The 19799-nt window shown below is 67.4% G+C and carries 11 protein-coding genes; 3 read left to right on the top strand and 8 right to left on the bottom strand.

Annotation, left to right across the window (positions count from 1 at the left end):
• Positions 1-994, bottom strand: a 994-nt coding sequence (locus tag IV112_RS15025) for a Clp protease N-terminal domain-containing protein (RefSeq protein WP_304004584.1), incomplete at its 3' end; no start/stop codon positions are given.
• 176 nt (positions 995-1170) lie between these two features.
• On the opposite strand from IV112_RS15025, the gene IV112_RS15020 reads away from it, so the two are divergent.
• Complete coding sequence (locus IV112_RS15020) at positions 1171-2760, top strand: acyl CoA:acetate/3-ketoacid CoA transferase (protein WP_304004581.1); 1590 nt, start codon at positions 1171-1173, stop codon at positions 2758-2760.
• Entirely contained in the window at positions 2747-3439 is a 693-nt protein-coding gene (locus IV112_RS15015) for a phasin family protein (RefSeq protein WP_304004579.1), read from the top strand. Before IV112_RS15020 ends, IV112_RS15015 begins: the two co-directional genes overlap by 14 nt.
• Before the next feature lie 23 nt (positions 3440-3462).
• Here IV112_RS15015 and IV112_RS15010 read toward each other — a convergent pair whose 3' ends face one another.
• A complete protein-coding gene (locus IV112_RS15010; RefSeq protein WP_304004576.1) occupies positions 3463-6354 on the bottom strand; it encodes an EAL domain-containing protein in 2892 nt (963 codons plus the stop codon).
• Between the two features lie 58 nt (positions 6355-6412).
• A complete protein-coding gene (locus IV112_RS15005; protein ID WP_304004573.1) occupies positions 6413-8041 on the bottom strand; it encodes a FecR domain-containing protein in 1629 nt (542 codons plus the stop codon).
• Positions 8042-8493: 452 nt separating this feature from the next.
• Between IV112_RS15005 and IV112_RS15000 the strand changes: the two genes are divergently transcribed.
• Positions 8494-9930, top strand: a complete 1437-nt coding sequence (locus IV112_RS15000; protein WP_304004571.1) for an ATP-binding protein — start codon at positions 8494-8496, stop codon at positions 9928-9930.
• A 12-nt stretch (positions 9931-9942) separates the two neighbouring features.
• Here IV112_RS15000 and IV112_RS14995 read toward each other — a convergent pair whose 3' ends face one another.
• From IV112_RS14995 to IV112_RS14975, 5 genes are all read right to left on the bottom strand, one after another.
• On the bottom strand, positions 9943-10668 hold the full coding sequence (locus IV112_RS14995; protein WP_304004569.1) for a retron system putative HNH endonuclease: 726 nt from the start codon (positions 10666-10668) through the stop codon (positions 9943-9945).
• On the bottom strand, positions 10665-12068 hold the full coding sequence (locus tag IV112_RS14990; protein WP_304004568.1) for an AAA family ATPase: 1404 nt from the start codon (positions 12066-12068) through the stop codon (positions 10665-10667). Before IV112_RS14990 ends, IV112_RS14995 begins: the two co-directional genes overlap by 4 nt.
• Positions 12069-12224: 156 nt before the next feature.
• On the bottom strand, positions 12225-13628 hold the full coding sequence (locus IV112_RS14985) for an efflux transporter outer membrane subunit (RefSeq protein ID WP_304004566.1): 1404 nt from the start codon (positions 13626-13628) through the stop codon (positions 12225-12227).
• Positions 13625-16723, bottom strand: coding sequence for a multidrug efflux RND transporter permease subunit (locus tag IV112_RS14980; protein ID WP_304004563.1), 3099 nt, complete (start codon positions 16721-16723; stop codon positions 13625-13627). The genes IV112_RS14985 and IV112_RS14980 overlap by 4 nt, the downstream gene beginning before the upstream one ends.
• Positions 16720-19797, bottom strand: a complete 3078-nt coding sequence (locus IV112_RS14975) for a multidrug efflux RND transporter permease subunit (RefSeq protein WP_304004560.1) — start codon at positions 19795-19797, stop codon at positions 16720-16722. The genes IV112_RS14980 and IV112_RS14975 overlap by 4 nt, the downstream gene beginning before the upstream one ends.
• Between the last annotated feature and the right edge of the window lie 2 nt (positions 19798-19799).

The raw sequence follows: 19799 nt of genomic DNA, 5'->3' as shown, positions 1-19799 counted from the left end.
GGCGCTCCAGCGCGGCGTCCTTCTCGATGTACTTGCGGTACTCGTCCAGCGTGGTGGCGCCAATGCAGTGCAGTTCGCCGCGCGCCAGCGCCGGCTTCAGCATGTTGCCAGCGTCGATCGCGCCCTCGGCCTTGCCGGCACCGACCATGGTGTGGATTTCGTCGATGAACAGGATGATGCGGCCTTCGTCCTTGGCCACCTCGTTCAGCACGCTCTTCAGCCGCTCCTCGAACTCGCCGCGGTACTTGGCACCGGCCAGCAGGCCGGCCATGTCGAGCACCAGGACGCGCTTGCCCTTCAGCGTCTCCGGCACCTCTTCATTGACGATGCGCTGCGCCAGCCCCTCGACGATGGCGGTCTTGCCCACGCCGGGCTCGCCGATCAGCACCGGATTGTTCTTGGTGCGCCGCTGCAGGATCTGGATGGCGCGGCGGATTTCGTCGTCGCGGCCGATCACCGGGTCGAGCTTGCCGGCGGCGGCGCGCTCGGTCAGGTCTATGCAGTACTTCTTCAGCGCCTCGCGCGAGCCTTCGGCTTCGGCCGAACCGACCGACGAGCCGCCGCGCACCTGTTCGACCGCCTTTTCCAGCGCGGCGCGCTCCAGCCCGGCCTGCTTCAGCAGGCGGCCCAGATCGCCCTTGTCGGCGGTGGCGGCGAGCAGGAACATTTCGGAAGCGATGAACTGGTCGCCGCGCTTCTGCGCCTCGCGGTCGGCGACATTGAGCAGATTGGTCAGATCGCGGCCGATCTGCACCTCGCCGCCGTGGCCCTCGACGGTGGCGATGCGCGACAGCGCGTCCTCGACCGCCTTCTTCAGCGGCGCGACATTGACGCCGGCGCGTTGCAACAGCGACGCAGTGGCGCCGTCGTCCTGGTTGAGCAGCGCCAGCATCAGGTGAGCGGGCTCGATGTACTGATGGTCGCGGCCGACCGCCAGACTCTGGGCATCGGCCAGCGCCTGCTGGAACTTGGTGGTGAGCTTGTCGAAACGCATGAACGCCTCCGTGAACTTTGTCTGGACGCTATCTGGGGCGAACGATCCGCTTTTCAACCGGCAAACGCTTGATGCGGGTCAAATACGGCGTCGACGTCCGGTAAAGTGACGTCATCGCACGCCACAAGCTTCCGATGCCCGAGTCGTCCCACATGCCGCACACCCGCAGCAAGATCATGAGCGCAGCCGAGGCCGTGGCGCGCATCCCGGACGGCGCCACGCTGGCCACCACCGGCTTCGTCGGCATCGGCTTCGCCGAACACCTCGCCATCGCCGTCGAACAGCGCTTCCTCGACAGCGGCGCGCCGCGCGACCTCACCCTGGTCTACGCCGCCGGCCAGGGCGACGGCAAGCATCGCGGTCTCAACCACTTCGGTCACGCCGGGCTGGTGAAGCGCGTGATCGGCGGCCACTGGGGTCTGGTGCCGCGGCTGCAGGCGCTGGCGGTGAGCAATCAGATCGAAGCCTGGAACCTGCCGCAGGGCGTCATTTCCCAGCTGTTCCGCGACATCGCCGCGCACCGGCCGGGCCAGCTTACGCGAGTCGGGCTGGACACCTTCGTCGATCCGCTGCACGGCGGCGGCAAGATCAATGCGGCCACCACCACCGATCTGGTGCGGCGCATGCAGATCGACGGCGAGGACTTCCTCTATTACAAGGCGTTCCCGATCGACGTCGCGCTCGTGCGCGGCACCACCGCCGACCCGGACGGCAACGTGACGATGGAACGCGAGGCGCTGACGCAGGAAGCGCTGGCCGTGGCGATGGCGGCGCACAACAGCGGCGGCCTGGTCATCGTGCAGGTCGAGCGCACCGTCGGGCGCGGCGAACTGAACCCGCGCCAGGTCAAGGTGCCGGGCGTGCTGGTCGACTGCGTCGTCGTGTCGCCGACTGAACACCACCACCAGACCTTCGCCACCGCCTACAACCCAGCCTATTCCGGCGAGGCGCGACTGGCGGCCGACGCGCTGCCGGCGATGGCGCTGGATGTGCGCAAGGTGATCGCCCGCCGCGCCGCCTTCGAGCTGCAGCCGGGCAATGTGGTCAATCTGGGCATCGGCATGCCGGAAGGCGTCGCCTCGGTGGTGGCCGAAGAAGGCCTGATCGACGCCGTCACGCTGACTGCCGAGCCGGGCGTCATCGGCGGCATACCGGCCGGCGGCCTCGACTTCGGCGCTGCGGTGAACACCCAGGCGGTGATCGACCAGCCCTACCAGTTCGACTTCTACGACGGCGGCGGGCTGGATGTCGCCTTCCTCGGCATGGCGCAGACCGACGCCGAAGGCAATGTGAACGTGTCGCGCTTCGGCCACCGGCTGGCCGGCGCCGGCGGCTTCATCAACATTTCGCAGAACGCGCGCCGGCTGGTGTTCGTCGGCAGCTTCACCGCGGGCGCCGCCGACATCGCGGTACGCGAGGGCGCCCTGGTCATCCATGCCGAAGGCAACAGCCGCAAGTTCGTGCAGACGGTCGAGCACCGCACCTTCAGCGGTCGCGAAGCGCGGCGCCGCGGGCAGCAGGTGCTCTACGTGACCGAGCGCGCCGTGTTCAGGCTGGCCGACGACGGCATCGAACTGATCGAGGTCGCGCCCGGCATCGACCCGGCGCGCGACGTGCTCGCCCACATGGACTTCACGCCCCGCCTGTCACCGGCGCTGCGCACCATGCACCCTGCCATCTTTGCCGACCGTGTCATGGCACTGTCCGGTCTGTGGCGGCACAATCCTGTTTCCCCCACCGAGGAGTCTCGCGATGAACAAAACTGAACAGATGTCGGAACTGCAGAAGAAGAACATCGAGGCGGCCATGCGTCTGGCACAGCTGTCGATGGACAACTCGCAGCGCATCATGCAACTGCAGGTGGATACCGCCCGCGCTCTGTTCGAGGAAAGCGTCAACAACGCCCGCGCCGTGACGGAAACGCGCGAGCCGGCGGCACAGGTCGAGCTGCGCGCCCGGCTTGCGCGCAACACCACCGAGAAAATGCTCGGCTGTGCGCGCCAGATTGCCGAGATCACCGCGGAAACCCAGGCCGAATTCGGCCGCCTGGTCGGGGAACAGCTGAACAGCGGCGGTTCCGACCTGATGGACAGCCTGCGCAAGATGCTGGCCGGCATGCCGATCAGCAGCCAGCAGTCGATGGGCACCATGCAGGACGCGATGGACACGGCACGTCAGGCCTTCGAACAGATCAGCACTGTCGCGCGCACCGCCTTCCAGCAGTTCGGCACGGCCGCCAGCCAGGCCGCCAAGGCACCGGCTGCGGCCGCAGCGGCGGCAGCCGCGGCGGCTCCGGCCGCCAAGCCGGCAAGCGCCCCGAAGGCGGCGGCACCGAAGGCCGCGGCGAAACCGGCGGCAAAACCCGCTGCAAAAACGGCCGCCAAACCCGCAGCAAAAAGCGCTGCCAAACCGGCGGCCTCGCGCAGCAAGAAGCCGTCGGCCTGATGCCGCCCCGGCTGATCCGCGCCTCAGGAGCGGATCAGCCGCAGCGTGCGTCCCTGCCCCTCGGGCGCACCGAGCAGCCCTTCGCCGACCACCAGGTCGGAGGGCACCGGCTGCGAGAACAGATAGCCCTGCACCAGGTCGCACTGCTGGGCGGCCAGCATGTTCAGCTGTTCGACGTTCTCGACGCCCTCGGCCACGACGCGCATGCCCAGCCCATGCGCCAGCGCGATCGTCGCGCGCACGATGGCCGCGTCGTCGGCATCGCCCACCAGATCGCGCACGAAGGAGCGGTCCACCTTCAGTTCGTCGATCGGGAAGCGCTTCAGGTAGGACAGCGACGAATAGCCGGTACCGAAGTCGTCCACCGACAGGTGCACGCCCAGCGCGCGGATGTCGGCCAGCAGCGTGGCGACGTGGTCGACGTCACCCATCGCGGTGCTTTCGGTCAGTTCAAGCCGCAGCAGCGACGGCGCGATGCGCGACTGGCGCAGCGCATTCTCGACCCGTCGGACCAGCGAGCGCCCGAGGCACTGGCGTGCCGACACATTGACCGCCACCGGCACCACCGCCAGCCCCTGCTTCGACCAGTCGGCGATCTGCTGCGTCACCTGCAGCAGTACCCACTCGCCGATGCCCTCGATCAGGCCCGACTCCTCGGCGACCGCGATGAAGTCGCCGGGCGACAGCAGCTGTCCGTCGCGGCGACGGAAGCGCAGCAGCGCCTCGAAGGCAGCCAGCTTGCCGGTCGCCAGCTCGTACTGCGGCTGGTAGTGCACTTCGAAGCGCCCCTCGTCGAGGCCATGGCGCAGGTCCGATTCCAGCTCGATCCAGTCGCGCGTGCCGGCGCTCATGTCGTGCGCGTAGAAGTGGATGGCCGCACCCGACTGCGACTTGCTGCGGTACATCGCGGTATCGGCCATCGCGAACAGCACGTCGGCGTCGTCACTGTCCTCGTGCGCGATGGCGATGCCGATGCTGCAAGAAAAGCGGAAGTCGACGTCGTCGAGCGTGATGGTCTGACCGACCGCCTGCATCACCTTGGCCGCCACCCGCGCCACCGCGTCGCGGTCGGCCAGCCCCTGCAGGATGATCATGAATTCGTCGCCGCCCCAGCGCGCAACCGTGTCGCCGACCCGGCAGACGGTGCGCAGGCGGCTGGCCAGCGTGGTGAGCACCTTGTCGCCCTGCTGGTGGCCGAGGCTGTCGTTGATGCGCTTGAAACGGTCGAGATCGACGAACAGCACGGCGACCATGCCGGCGTCGCGCTGCGCCAGCGCCTGCCGCAGGCGGTCGCGCAGCAGCACGCGGTTGGGCAGACCGGTCAGCGCGTCGTGCGTGGCCTGATGCGCCAGCTTGTCTGCCGCCGCCACGGTGTCGCTGACGTCGTTCAGCACCAGCACCACGCCATCGACCCGCCCCGTCATGCCGAACAGCGGGCTGGCGCTCGGGCGCAAGGCGCGCGCCGGACCAAACCGGCCAGCAGGCATCAGCACGTGGCCCGGCATCATCTGCGCTCGTGCCTCATCACGGCAGCGGCAGAGCAGATCCTGCAGCAGCTCGCGCAGCGCGCCCTCGATGGCAGGCAGCCCCTCTAGGCCCCGATCGCGCACCTCGGCCAGCCGACAGGCGCACAACTCCTCCGCCTTGCGATTCAGATAGCGCAGCCGCAACGCGCTGTCGAACTGCAGCACGGCATCGGAAATCGCGTACAGCGTGGCGTGCGCCCGCGCGTTGGCCTGCTTCAGGCGCTGCGCCAGATCGACGGTGCGGATCGACACCCACATCAGCGCGCCGGCCGACAGGCCGATCATCACCGCGGCTGGCGCCAGCCATAGCCGTGCAAGCGCGAGCAGCACGACGCTGATGAGCAATGGCACGGTCAGCGCGCCGGCCACCAGCAGCATGTCGCGCAGCCGTGCATGCGGGCGGCGCAGCCACAGCGCGGCGAGCACGCACAGCGCCGCAGGCAGGCTCCACACCGGTGCGAGTTGGGTGGAATAGCGGTCGTTGCGCAGCGCCGAGTAAGCGCGCGCATGAAAATCGACGGCCGGCATCGGCGCCGCCAAGGCCGAGGCCGGCGTGGCCAGCGCGTTGCCCGAGCCGGTGTAGGTGACGCCGACCAGCACGCTGCGCCCGCGCAGCAGATTGGGCGACACCGCGCCGGCCAGCACGTCGTTGGCCGACACGTGAGCGACCGGCCAGCCGCCGCCAGGCAGCACGATGACCTCGTGATCGCGCACCCACGACCCCGCCGCCGGTTCCGCCGCTCCGCGCCGACCGCCTATGCCGGACAGCGGACGCGACTTGCGCGACACGTCGATCAGCGCCCAGGCCAGCGCCGGCCATTGCGGACTGCCGGCACCCGCTTCCAGAAACACCCGGCGCGACAGCGCATCGGCATCGACCTCGACATCGACGTGCGCCAGCCGTGCCGCCGCATCGGCCAGCGCCGGCCAGGGCTGCAGCGTGCCGACACCGCCACCGGCCGACGCCACCGGCGCCACCGGCAACACGACATTGCCGGCACGCCTCACCGCGTCGATCAGCGCCGCATCGCCCCGATCGTCGGCAGACGGCTCGGCGAACATGACCGCGTAGCCGATGCCGGACACACCAGCGCTCGACAGCCGGTCCACCAGTTCGGCGTGGCGTTCGCGCGGCCAGGGCCAGGGACCGCGCGCCGCCAGACTGGCGTCGTCGATGGCGATCACCAGCGGCGCCTGGGTATCGACGCTGCCGCCGCTCGGCGGGCCGGCCAGCAATTCGACGCTCAACAGGTCGTGCAACAACAGGTCGAGCCGGGCCACCGACATCGGCGTCTTCGCGTACAGCGCAGCGATCACCAGCAGCGCAAACAGCCAGGGCAGCCGATAGCGGTCGCCCAGCGCGCTGAGAAGACGTTGTCCGGTGCTCATGCCCGGGCGTCCGTCAAAGGTGTCAAAACGACGAAGGGCCCGGTCATGGTCGGCACGCTCAGATCAGCAGCAGCAAAGGCAGCAGCCACCAGACACGGAAAGCCGGCTCGGGCTCCGGCACCGTGATCGCCTGTGTCGGTGCCCAGTCGCCCTCGAACCCGTCGGCCGCGAGGCTGCGCACGCGCAGGTACACGGTGCCGGGCTGCGCGTCGCGCAGCAGCCACGCAGGGCGATCGGTCTGCGCATCGACCTCGGGCGCGGCGAAGTCCTCGCTGCGGGCGATCTGGATCTGGTAGCGCATGCCCTCGCCTGCATCACGCCAGCGCAGGGCCAGGCCCTCGGGCCCGACCTGCGGCGCTTCCATCGCCGGGCCGGGCGGCGGGCGGCGGAAGGTCTGTGCGTCGCTGAACGGACCGACACCCTCGTCCGGATTGCGGCTGGCGATGCGCCAGTGATAGATGCCGGGTGGCAGCGCATCGTCCGGGCGGAAGACCGGTTCGCTCAGATCGCTGCGATCGACGCGTGGCGCGTCGAACCTTGGATTGTCGGCGATCTGCAGACGCCAGCTTTCATCCGGGCGGGCACGACTCCAGCGCAACTGCGGCCGTTCGTCGCTGACGCGCGCCTCCGGTGCCGGTTCGACCAGCACCGGTGGCTCCGGCCGTGCATCCACGGTGAGCGCCCATTCGCCATCGCGTCCCTCAAAGCCGTCGGCGTCGATGCCGCGCACGCGCAGGCGGTAGTCGCCATCCGGCAGATCGGCGACGACGACCGCCGGACGGTCGCCGGTACGGTCGGACATCACGGTGTCGAAACGGCCGTCGGCCGTCACCTGCACCCGGTAGGCGCCAGCGCCTTCGAGCGCCGGAAACGGCAGATTGATCGGCAGGCGGTCGGCGAACAGCGGCTGCGCCGCCGGCGCCGGCAGCAGGGCTCGCGGCGGCGTCACCGCCTGGCCGGCCTGCGCCGACGCGCCCTGCCCTGCGTCGAGCGCCTGACTGCCCGCCTCATTGCCGAACGAGACGCGGCCTTCGAGCACTTCGCTGCGCGCGCTGCGTTCGTCGGCATGGACGCGGAACTGCGTGCCGCGCACCGCCGCCACCGCCGCCGGCGTCTGGATCTCGAAGCGGCCGGCCGGCCCGCTGCGCGGCGCCACCAGGCTGTCGACCGAGCCGCGCAGCAGTTCAAGCCGGACCCAGGAACCCGCGCCGGCGGCGAAATCGGCCGACTGCTGCACGCCCAGTTCGCTGCGCGGACGCAGCTGGACGCGGCTGCCGTCGGCAAAGGCCAGCGCCACGCTGCCCGCCTCGCCGGTCACCAGCCGCGAACCCGGCTCCAGCTTGTCGCCGGCCTGGGCGAGGCGAGTGCGGCCGTCGGCAACGGCAATGGTCACGTCGCCGCGCACCGCATCGATGCGCACCTCGCGCGTCTGCAGGCGCAGCCACTGTTCGGGAATCAGCAGCCGGCTGCCCGGCACCATCCGGCGCGGTTCGCTGATCCGGTTGTACTGCTGGATGCGCGGCCAGTAGGAAATGTCCTTCAGGTAGCGCTGGGTCAGATTCCAGGGGTTGTCGCCGGGCCGCACCTCGTAGGCGAAATCGGCGGCCAGCGCCGGCGTGCCACAAAGCAGCACAGCGCCCGGAAGGAGCGCACGGCGCACTGAAAGGGCGAGAGGGTGACGCAGCAACGCATTCTCCCGAAAGGCAATTTCAGGATTCTATGCTCACAAGCTATGCAATTCATCTTCGACTGCATCACGACGCGACCATGTTGTGGCGAAAAGACCTGCGCCGCGACACGACCCGTTTCAGTCTGGCACGAGGAGAAGCGATGGGGCCGGACTGGGCGACGAACGGAAGCCCGCGGACATCCGCCTGGAACGCCATTCCCCTCCACGAGAACACATCAGGTCGGCCCCGTCGACTCATCACTTAACCTCGCCACTGAAGAGGTCGATGGGGATGCCCCTGGGACCGGCGCGAAATCTCTTTCACTCGGAACCCGGGGGCGAGGGTGGGTGAGCAGACCCCGGGGCCTCCAACCCGTCGAATAGCGGATTGGAAACCCGAATGATGCTCGACTTTGTCTTTTGATAAACTACACTTTAACTAATCAAATCACGCAGGCAGAATTTCCATCGTGAGGGTATCAAAAGAAGAGCTTGTTGCCGTTCTCGCCCAGTTCAATCCCTGGTGGCGAGGCGAACCGATCTCGGACCTGCCATCGTTCCGGCGCGCCGCCTTCCGCGAACTGCACGAATGGATGGCGACGCCACCCGCCCCGCGCGCCGTACTGCTCTCGGGCGCGCGGCAGATCGGCAAGACCACGCTGCTGCTGCAGGCGGCCGATGCTCTTCTGCGCGCGGGGGTGCCCGCGGCCAACGTCCTCTACGCCACCTTCGACCACCCCGTGCTGAAACTGGCCGGCATCGACGCCGTCATCGACGCCTGGCGCGAACGCGAACCGCGAGCCGAAGGGCCGGAATACCTGCTGCTCGACGAAGCCCAGTTCATCCGCGACTGGGGAACATGGGTCAAGCATCAGGTCGACTTCCGCAAGGACCGGCGCATCGCGTTCACCGGTTCTGCCATGCCTCTGGTCGAGGCCGATCAGGAGTCGGGCGTGGGTCGCTGGCACACCATCCGCCTGACCACGCTTTCGTTCTATGAGTATCTGCAGATCAAGCGCCTGCAGCTGCCCGAACTGCCGCGGCTGCGCAGCCTGCGTGACCTGTTCGACTGGGCACCGGCGGACTTCTACCGCACCACCGAGCGAGCGAGCGCCTACGTCGGCCACTTCCACGAGTACCTCGTACGCGGCGGCTTCCCGCAGACCGCGCAGGTCGACAGCATCACTCATGCACAGCGGCTGTTGCGCGAGGACATCATCGACAAAGTGCTCAAGCGCGACATGACGGCCTTGTTCGGTGTGCGTCGTGTGCTCGACCTCGAGCACACCTTTCTCTACCTGTGCCTGCACGACGGCGGGCTGCTCGACATGGTTGACCTGTGCGCCAACCTGGAGGTCAAGCGCCCCACTGCGCAGCACTTCATCGAACTGCTCGAAGCCACCCACCTCATCTACCGTCTGCCTCCGCACGGTTACGGCAAGGATGTGCTGCGCGCACGCTTCAAGATCTATCTCGCCGACGCCGCGATCGCTCCAGCCGTCATGCTGAGAGGGAAAGCCATACTCGAAGACGCGGCGGCACTGGGCGTAGCCACCGAAACGGCCGTATTCAAGCACCTGTTTGCCCGCTACTACCCGCAGAACGTGCGCTTCAGCTACTGGCGCGGCAAGCGCGATCACGAAGTTGACCTCGTCGCCGAGGTCGGCGGCGAGCTCATTCCCTTCGAAGTGAAGTACCGCGCCCAGCACACCGGCGCCCGCGAACTGAAAGGCCTGATCGAACTGTGCCGGTCCAAGCGCATCGCGCGCGGATACGTCGTCACCAAGTCGCTGGATGACTTCGGGCCGATGCGCGACCTGCCCGCCGCTCAGGACGCAGTCGCCACACAGATCATGCGCATCCCGGCGCCGCTGCTGTGCTACTGGATGGGGGCGACGGAGTCGTAGTCCGAAAACCGGCTATTCGAACACCGACGCATTGTTGCTCAAGACTCGCTCAGCAAGTGGTCCGAAGAACTGTCTTGTGACGGAAAAGAAGCGGCTGAGCTTCCTATTTGTGGGCAACAGATCTATTGCCGCGAGATCGGAAAGACTCCAGCCCTTCTCTCGATGGCCTTCAAAGAAATGGTCCAGTTCATCCCACCATTGCCGACGGCGCGTGACGAGAAACGAACTGTTGAGGTTGAGTAGCTCAATGGTGTATCGCGCCCGGTCCTCTTCGGCTGCATTGAGTGCCGCAGACGGAACGACACGCCCATCCGACAGGTAGGCAAAGAAACGACTGCAGTCGGAATAGTGCGGAGAGATGAAGCGCTCTACCTCGCAAGCACGTTGCTTCCCGGGCGCATGGCCACCAAACATCGCCTTTCCTTGCAAACGGGCATCCCTCAAGTCGTTGGCACTGTCGAGCGCACAGGCAGCCAGATTGTCGTAGTCGAAGGTCCGAGCCGGGTTCTGCCTCTTGTTCTCGATGTGCTCGATGTGGTAGCCCAACCCCTCTTCGTCGGCGCGCAACTCGCTGTAGCAGCAGAGCTGGAACTGTTCTTCGAGCAAACGTTGCTTGAGGGCCTCCTTGTGACCAAAAGACCGCCATCGACTCGTTGCTTGCTCAGGCGTTGCAGGTGGATTGTCATGTGCCTGCCCTAGATGAAACCCACCGCTTCCTCTCTTTCGGACCGGCCTCAAGACTTCAAGCCCTCCTGCCGCCGTATGCTGCGACGCAGGCGCTGCAGTTGAGGGTGCTGCTCGCCCAGAAGCGCACTAAGCCGATTCAATAGCTCGACTGCATCTGAGTCTCGATAACGCCCCTGATCCACCCACTCGGTGAGGCGCAGCAAGTCGTCCTTCTCGGCCACCGGGGGTTGAGGGTCAACCTGCATCACACTATGCATGACGTCTCCGCTGGGTTCGCCATAGGTCGCAGCGATAGGCATTGCTGCGACCGTATTGCCATCGGCGCTCGCGTCGATCACACGAATGTTCTCGCGCCTCACGGTACTCAGCACCTGCGGGCTATGGGTGGTGACGATGAACTGCATCAGCGGGAAAGCCCTCATCAGATTCTGCAGCACGACCTGCTGCCATTCCGGATGCAGGTGCATATCCACTTCGTCGATCAGGACGATGCCAGGCGTCTCGCTTGCCGCTGCACTCCCCAGATGGCCGTTGAGTTTTGTTGTCCGGAACGCGATGTCGGCCACCATGCCGATCATGTTCCTTATGCCGTCGCTGAGCAGTTCGACCGGTAGCTCCCCATGCAGGTCATGATGCGCGACAAGCGCATCGCGAGATATCGAGTACTCGATATCTTTCCAGCCAACGGGTTCGAGACAGGTGTTCACGGCCGCGGCGACCGATCGGATGTATCCGTCGAACTCGGTAGCGGTGGTCGTCCGGCCGGTTTCCTGGGCAATGATGCGGGCCTCTTTGGCGTTCAGGTTCCAGTATCTGAACCAGGCAACGAAGGCCTTGTAACTGGAGGCCGGATCGAGGCAATCGGCATATCCGACAGTGCGGGATGTCCGTTCGATCTTCTTGTTCTCGGTGAGCTTCTTCTGCTGCCACAAGCGACCCGTGCCGTAGTAGGCGACGAGCGGCAGCAGAGCATTGCCGCCCGGAGTGCGGACAGCCTCCTGAAGGCGCTTGCCATACTCGATCAGCTCCTTGGCATCCTTGATCGTGGTCTTGGATTTAGTGGGGCCGGAGAGACTGCGGCGCCAAGTGGCAGGGCGTCTGTCGGACTCAGACGCCTTGTTGAGCATCGTCTGAAACTTGTCTATCGCGCTACCCGGTATGCTCCCACTTGCTTCAAGACGCACGCCTCCAGCCGCATACTCCATCTCATGCGTCCGTGATTCCCGCACCCGATACTGGCGGATATCGCTGGCTTCGAAGTGCTTGCCGACCGCCTCGTCGAAAGCCCCGATGAAAGGCCCGAATGCGACGGCGACGGCATCCAGGATCGATGTCTTTCCAGCACCGTTTGCCGCCACCAGTACCGTCAACTGCGGATGGAAATCGATGTCTATCCGCTCGAAGCAACGGTAGTCCCGCAGCTTCAAGCTCTGTATGTTCAGGTTGGGCATCGTTGTCTCAGCGCATCGGGAAGACGGCCCGGGCTCGCTGCGTGATCGCAGCCAGCGAAGGTCCGTCGTTGCAATGGACGTGATTCTGCCTTTGCGGGGCAGCGTCCACAAGCCGCCTTCCGATATTGAGCCCTGAGGGCAAGACCCAGGAAGCCGTCAAGGGGACCTCTCCGCCACCTCCCACCCGCCACCCACCGCCTTGTTCAACAGCGCACTGGCCGAGAACTGGCGGCCGCGTAGCTGCATCAGGCTGCGTTCGTTGTCGAGCGCGGTCGTCTGGGCGGTGACCACTTCGGTGTAGCTGGCGGTGCCCGCGCGGTAGCGGTTCAGCGCCAGCGTCTCGGCTTCGCGCGCGGCGGCCAGGGCCTGTTCTCGCAGTGCGGCCTCGTCGGCGAGCAGGCGCAGCGCGCTCAGGTTGTCCTCGACCTCCTGCAGCGCGCCGAGCACGGTCTGCCGGTACTGGGCCACGGTCACGTCGTGCGCGCCGCGGGCGGATTCGATCTGCGCGTCGCGCCGGCCGCCGTCGTACACCGCCTGCGCCAGCGACAGGCCGAAGGACCACACCAGATTGGACGCGTTGAACCACTGCGCGAAGTTGTTACCGGCGTAGCCGGTCGAGGCGTTCAGCGTCAGCGACGGAAACCACGCCGCCTGCGCGACGCCGATGCGGGCGTTGGCCGCGGCGACGCGGCGCTCGGCGGCGGCGATGTCGGGGCGGCGTTCGAGCAGCGTCGACGGCAGGCCCACCGGGGTTGCCGGCGGCGCGCTCTGCCAGTCGGCTTCGGCCAGCGAAAAGCTGGACGCCGCCTCGCCGACCAGCAACGCGATCGCGTTGGCAAGCTGGGTGCGCGTCAGGTCGAGATCGACCGCTTGCGCCTGCGCTGCGCGAAGCTGGGCCAGTGCGCTCGCCTCGTCGCCGCGCGTGGCGACGCCGGCGGCGACGCGATTGCGCGCCACCTCCAGCGCCTTCTCGTAGGCGGCGACCGTACGTGCATACAGCGCGCGCTGGCTGTCGGCGGCGCGCAGCTGGAAGTAGTTCTGCACCAGTTCTGCCTGCAGCGACAGGCGCACCGACGCGAGGTCGGCGGCGCTGCCCTGCAGTTCGGCGCCGGCCGCTTCGACCTCGCGGCCGATGCGGCCCCACAGGTCGGCTTCCCAACTGGCGTCGAGGCCGAGCTGAGTGGTGTTCGACTGGTTGGCCGAGCGCCCCTGTATCGCCGCGCTGCGGCTGCGCTGCGCGGAGGCGCTGAGCCCGACCTCCGGCAGGAAGCCGGCCCGCGCCTGCTGCGCGGCGGCGCGTGCCTGGCGGTAATTGCCGAGCGCCACGCGCAGGTCCTGGTTGGCACGATCGGCGCGGGCAATCAGCTCGTCCAGCACCGGGTCGCCGTAGGCCCGCCACCAGTCGCCGCGCGGCAGATGGTCGGCCGGTTCGGCCGGCTTCCAGCCGTCAGCGGCGCGGTAGTCCTGCGGCAGGTCAAAGGCCGGCCGCTGGTGGTCCGGGCCTATCGTGGTGCAGCCGGCGAACAGCGCGGCCAGAAGAAGCGGCAGTATCTTGTTCATGGCGAGACCGGGCGCGGCGTACGCGCGATGAGGCGGCCGCAGAAGCGGCTGAAGCGTTCGAGATAGAGATAGGTGACCGGCGTCGTGTACAGCGTCAGCAGCTGGCTCACCACCAGACCGCCGACCACGGCGATGCCCAGCGGCTGGCGCAGCTCCGAGCCTTCGCCGAAGCCGATGGCCAGCGGCAGCGCGCCGACCATGGCGGCCAGCGTGGTCATCAGGATGGGGCGCAGGCGCAGCAGGCAGGCTTCGCGGATCGCCGCCCGCGGCTCCAGGCCGCGCGTGCGTTCGGCGTCGAGCGCGAAGTCGATCATCATGATGGCGTTCTTCTTGACGATGCCGATCAGCAGCAGCACGCCGATCACCGCGATCAGACCGAACTCGATGTTGAAGGCCATCAGCGCGAGGATGGCGCCGATGCCGGCCGACGGCAGCGTGGACAGGATGGTCAGCGGGTGGATCAGGCTTTCGTACAGGATGCCCAGCACCAGATAGACCGCGATGATGGCGCCCAGAATCAGCAGTGGCTGGTTGTCCAGCGACTGCTGGAAGGCGCGCGCCGAGCCCTGGAAGCCGGCGTTGATGCTGGCCGGCACGCCGATGTCGGCCATCGCCGCGCGCACCGCGTCCATCGCCTGCGCCAGCGTGACGCCTTCGGCGGTGCCGAAGGACACGGTGGTCGACACGCGACCGTCGAGGTGGGCGATCGACAGCGGCATGACGCCCTGCTCGACACGCGCGAAACTGTCCAGCGGCGCCAGGCCACCGTCGGCGGTGGCCACCCGCACCGAATCCAGCGCCGACAAGTCCTGCGCGCGCTCGGGCGCCACTTCGAGCACCACCTTGTACTGGTTCAGCGGTTCATACAGCGTGCTCACCTGGCGCTGGCCGAAGCCGTCGTACAGCTCCTGATTGACGATGCCCGGCGTCAGGCCGAGACGGGCCAGTGTGTCGCGGTCATAGACCAGCCGCGTCTGCGAAGCGCGGTCTTCCTGGTCGGTGCCGACATCGACCAGCTGTGGCAGGTCGCGCATCGCGTCGCGCACCTTGGGCACCCATTCGCGCAGCGCGCGCAGGCTGTCGGCGGTCAGCGTGAACTGGTACTGCGAGGACGAGCGCAGGCCGCCGACACGCAGATCCTGCGCCGCCACCAGGAAGAGCTGCACGCCTTCGATGCGCGCCAGCTTGCCACGCAGCCGGCCGATCACCTGCTCGGCCGACGCACCGCGCTCCTTCAGCGGTTTCAGATTGACGAAGAAGCTCGCGTTGTTGGCGCCACCGCCGCGCCCGCCGCCGGTGAAGGCGCTCACGTTGTCCACCGCCGGGTCGCTCCTGATCGCATCGACGGCCTGCGCCATCTTCTTCGTCATCGCCTGATAGGACGTGCTCTGGTCGGCGCGCAGACTGCCGAACAGCCGCCCGGTGTCCTGGTTCGGGAAGAAGCCCTTGGGCACGATGGAGAACAGCCAGAAATTCAGCGCGATGGCGCCGAGAAAGATGAGCATGACGATGCGCGTATGACGCAGCGCCCAGTCCAGGCTGTGCGCGTAGGCGATCTGCAGGTCGTCGAATACGCGGCCGAGGGCGCGCTGCCAGCGCGCTTCCTGCTCGACCGGGCTGTGCCGCAGCAGGCGCGCCGCCAGCATCGGCGCCGCGGTCAGCGACACCACCATGGACACCAGCACCGCCACCGACATCGTCAGCGCGAACTCGCGGAACAGGCGGCCGACCACACCACCCATCAGCAGGATGGGGATGAACACCGCGACCAGCGACAGGCTGATCGCCACCACCGTGAAGCCGACCTCGCGCACGCCGGCCACCGCTGCCTCGAAGGGCTTCAGCCCGCGCTCGATGTGACGGGCGATGTTCTCGATCACCACCACCGCGTCGTCGACGACGAAACCGGTGGCGATGGTCAGCGCCATCAGCGACAGATTGTTCAGGCTGAAGCCGAGCAGGTACATGACGGCGAAACTGCCGGCCAGCGATACCGGCACCACGACCGCCGGAATCAGCGTCGCCCGCGCGTTGCGCAGGAACAGGAACACTACCAGGATGACCAGCGCGATCGAAATGACCAGCGCGATCTCGACCTCGTGCAGCGCGCTGCGTATGGTGACCGAACTGTCCATCGCCACTTCCATGCGCGCCGCCGCCGGCAGGCTGGCGCCCAGTTCCGGCAGCAGTTCGCGCACCCGCTCGACCGTCTCGATCACGTTGCTGCCCGGTCGCTTGGTCAGCACCAGCAGCACCGTCGGCTTGCCGTTGGTCAGGCCGAGATTGCGCACGTCCTGCACCGAATCCTCGACCCGCGCCACGTCGCCCAGACGCAGCACTGCGCCCGAGGTATGACGCAGGATGAGCGGCACGTAGTCCTCGGCGCGGCGCGCCTGATCGTTCGCCTCGATCTGCCAGTAGCGCTCGCCGTCCTCGACGAAGCCCTTGGGCCGGTTCACGTTCGATTCGGTGATGCGGTTGCGCACGTCGGCCAGTGTCAGGCCGCTCTGGTGCAGCGCTTCCGGATTGACCTGCACGCGGATGGCCGGCAGCGCACCACCGCCGACGGCCACTTCACCGACCCCCGGAATCTGCGCCAGCTTCTGCGCCAGCACGGTCGAGGCCACGTCGTACAGCCGCGGAATGGGCACCGTGTCCGACGTGATCGCCAGAATCATGATGGGCGCGTCGGCCGGATTCACCTTGCGGTAGCTCGGGTTGGACGGCAGGCTGGTCGGCAGGCTGGCGCGCGCGGCGTTGATCGCCGCCTGCACGTCGCGCGCCGCGCCCTCGACGTCGCGGTCGAGGTCGAACTGCAGCGTCACCCGCGTATTGCCCTGCGAACTGCTGGACGTCATTTCGGTGACGCCGGCGATGCGGCCCAGCGTGCGTTCCAGTGGCGTCGCAACGGTCGCCGCCATCACCTCGGGGCTGGCGCCCGGCAAGGCAGCGCTGACCGATATGGTCGGGAAGTCGACCTGCGGCAGCGCCGACACCGGCAGCAGCCGGAAAGCCAGCGCGCCGGCGAGCGCGATCGCCGCCGTCAGCAGTGCGGTGCCGACCGGACGGCGGATGGGCAGTGCCCAGGCACTCATGCGCGCCCACCCTCCGTCGCATCGATGGCCGTGTGGCGCAACTTGAAGAGCCGTCCGAAAGCCAGGTAGATGACCGGCGTCGTGTACAGCGTCAGCACCTGGCTCACCAGCAGGCCGCCCACCATGGTGAGGCCCAGCGGGAAGCGCAGTTCCGAGCCCATGCCGCCACCGAACACCAGCGGCAGCGCACCGAGCAACGCCGCGGCGGTGGTCATCAGGATGGGGCGCAGACGCAGCAGGCAGGCCTGGAAGATCGCATCGCGCGGCGCCATGCCCTCGTTGCGTTCGGCTTCGAGGGCGAAGTCGATCATCATGATGGCGTTCTTCTTGACGATGCCGATCAGCAGGATGATGCCGATCACCGCAATCATGTCGAGCGCGTGACCGGCCAGCAGCAGCGCCAGCAGCGCGCCGATGGCGGCCGACGGCAGCGTGCTCAGGATGGTCAGCGGATGCACATAGCTTTCGTACAGCACGCCGAGCACGATGTACATCGTCACCACCGCGGCCAGAATGAGCCACAGCGTGTCGCTGAGCGAAGCACGGAAGGCCTCGGCCGCGCCCTCCCACTTCAGCGTCATCGTCGTCGGCATGCCGAGCTGCGCGCGTATCGACTCGACCGCATCCACCGCCTCGCCCAGCGATACGCCGTCCGGCAGGTTGAACGACAGCGTGGCGGCGGGGAACTGTCCCTGACGGCCCATCGCCAGCAGCGTCGGGCGTTCCTCGACGCGCACCAGCGTGCCCAGCGGCACCTGCAGGCCGTCGGCCGACATCACGTGCAGTTGCGCGATCGCCTCCGGGCCGATCTGGAACTGCGGCTGCACGTCGAGCACCACGCGGTACTGGCTGGACTGGGTGAAGATGGTCGAGATCAGTCGCTGGCCGAAGGCGTTGTACAGCGCCGCGTCGATGTCGGCGACGGTGACGCCGACGCGGGCGGCGGCGGCACGGTCGATGTCCACATAGGCCTGCAGGCCGCCGGTGGCCAGATCGGTCGTGACCTGGGTGAGCCGATCCGACTGCTGCAGCGCGGCCGCGAGTCTGGGCACCCATTCCAGCAGATCTTCGTGATTGGTGGCCTGCACGACGAAGGGGTACTGCGCGCGGCTGACGCGGTCCTCGATCGTCAGGTCCTGCACCGGCTGCAGATAGAGCGCGACGCCCGGCACCTCGCGCGCCGCCGCTTCGAGCCGTCGCGCGATCTCCGGCGCGCGGTCGCTGCGTTCGGACAGCGGCTTCAACCTGATCTGCATGCGGCCGGTGTTCAGCGTCGGGTTCTGGCCATCGACACCGATGAATGAACTGACGCTGTCGACGTCCGGGTCACGCAGGATGACCTCGGCCAGCGCCTGCTGGCGCGTGCTCATCGCGGCGAAGGAAATGGTCGGCTCGGCTTCGGACATGCCCTGGATCAGTCCGGTGTCCTGCACCGGAAAGAAGCCCTTGGGCACGGCCAGATAGAGCAGCGCGGTCACGACGAAGGTGGCGACTGCAGCGATCAGCGTCAGGCGCTGGTGGTCGAGCACCCAGCGCAAAGTGCGTGAATAGCCGGCCAGCAGGCGGGCGTACCAGCCCTCGTGCGCGTGTTCGCCCTCGGCCTTCAGCAGCCGCCCGGCCATCATCGGCGTCAGCGTCAGCGATACGACGGCCGACAGCAGGATGGCGATGGTGAGCGTCAGCGCGAATTCGCGGAACAGACGGCCCACCACGTCCTGCATGAACAGCAGCGGGATCAGCACCGCCACCAGCGACACGGTCAGCGAAATGATGGTGAAGCCGATCTCCTTCGCGCCGTCGAGCGCGGCCTGCATCGCGCCCTTGCCCATTTCGAGATGGCGCGCGATGTTCTCGGTCATCACGATGGCATCATCGACGACGAAACCGGCGGCGATCACCATCGCCATCAGCGTCAGGTTGTTCACCGAGAAGCCGGCCAGATACATGACGGCGAAGGTGCCGATCAGTGACAGCGGCACCGCAATCGCCGGAATGACGGTGGCGCGCGCATTGCGCAGGAACACGAAGATGACGGCGACGACCAGCAGCACCGCCATCACCAGTTCGATCTGCACGTCGCGCACCGAGGTGCGGATCGACTCGGTGCGGTCGGTCAGCACCTGCACGTCAACCGCGTCCGGCAGCGAGGCCTGCAGTTCGGGCAGCAGCGCATTGATGCGGGTGACGACGTCGATCACGTTGGCGCCAGGCTGGCGCTGGATGTTCAGGATGAGCGACGGCGTTTCGTTGGCCCAGGCTGCGAGCAGCCGGTTCTCCGGGCCGTCGACCACCTCGGCGACGTCCTGCAGCCGGATCGGTGCACCGTTCTTCCAGGCGATCACGCTGCGCCGGTACTCGTCGGCCGAGCGCAGCTGGTCGTTGGCGTCGAGCGTGGTGGCACGCGTCGGGCCGTCGAAACTGCCCTTGGCCTGGTTGGAACTGGTGGCCACCACTGCGGCGCGCAACTGTTCGAGGCTCAGTCCGTAGGCGGCGACCGCGGACGGATTCACACGCACCCGCACGGCGCGCCGCTGACCGCCGGAAATGCTGACCAGACCGACACCCGACTGCTGCGAAATCTTCTGCGCCAGCCGGTTGCTCACCGCCTCTTCGAGCAGGTGCAGCGGCACCGCTTTCGAACTGACTGCCAGCGTCATGACCGGCGCGTCGGCCCGATTCACCTTGCTGTAGATCGGCGGCGCCGGCAGTTCGTTGGGCAGCAGCGTGCTTGCGGCATTGATCGCCGCCTGCACTTCCTGCTGCGCGGTGTCGAGCGATATGTCGAGACCGAAGCGCAGCGTCACCACCGACGCGCCGGCCGAACTGAGCGAATTCATCTGCACCAGGCCGGGCATCTGGCCGAACTGGCGCTCCAGCGGCGCGGTGATCAGCGAGGTGGTCAGTTCCGGACTGGCGCCCGGATAGAAGGTGACCACCTGCATGGTCGGATAGTCGACCTGGGGCAGCGCCGATACCGGCAGCAGACGGTAGGCGAGAAAGCCGGCGACCAGCAATGCCACCATCAGCAGCGAGGTGGCCACCGGCCGCAGGATGAACAGGCGGGACGGATTCATCG

Origin of the sequence: Methyloversatilis discipulorum, assembly GCF_018780585.1 — a bacterium.
Lineage (GTDB): Bacteria > Pseudomonadota > Gammaproteobacteria > Burkholderiales > Rhodocyclaceae > Methyloversatilis > Methyloversatilis discipulorum_B.
This window is presented reverse-complemented; position numbering and strand designations above follow the sequence as displayed.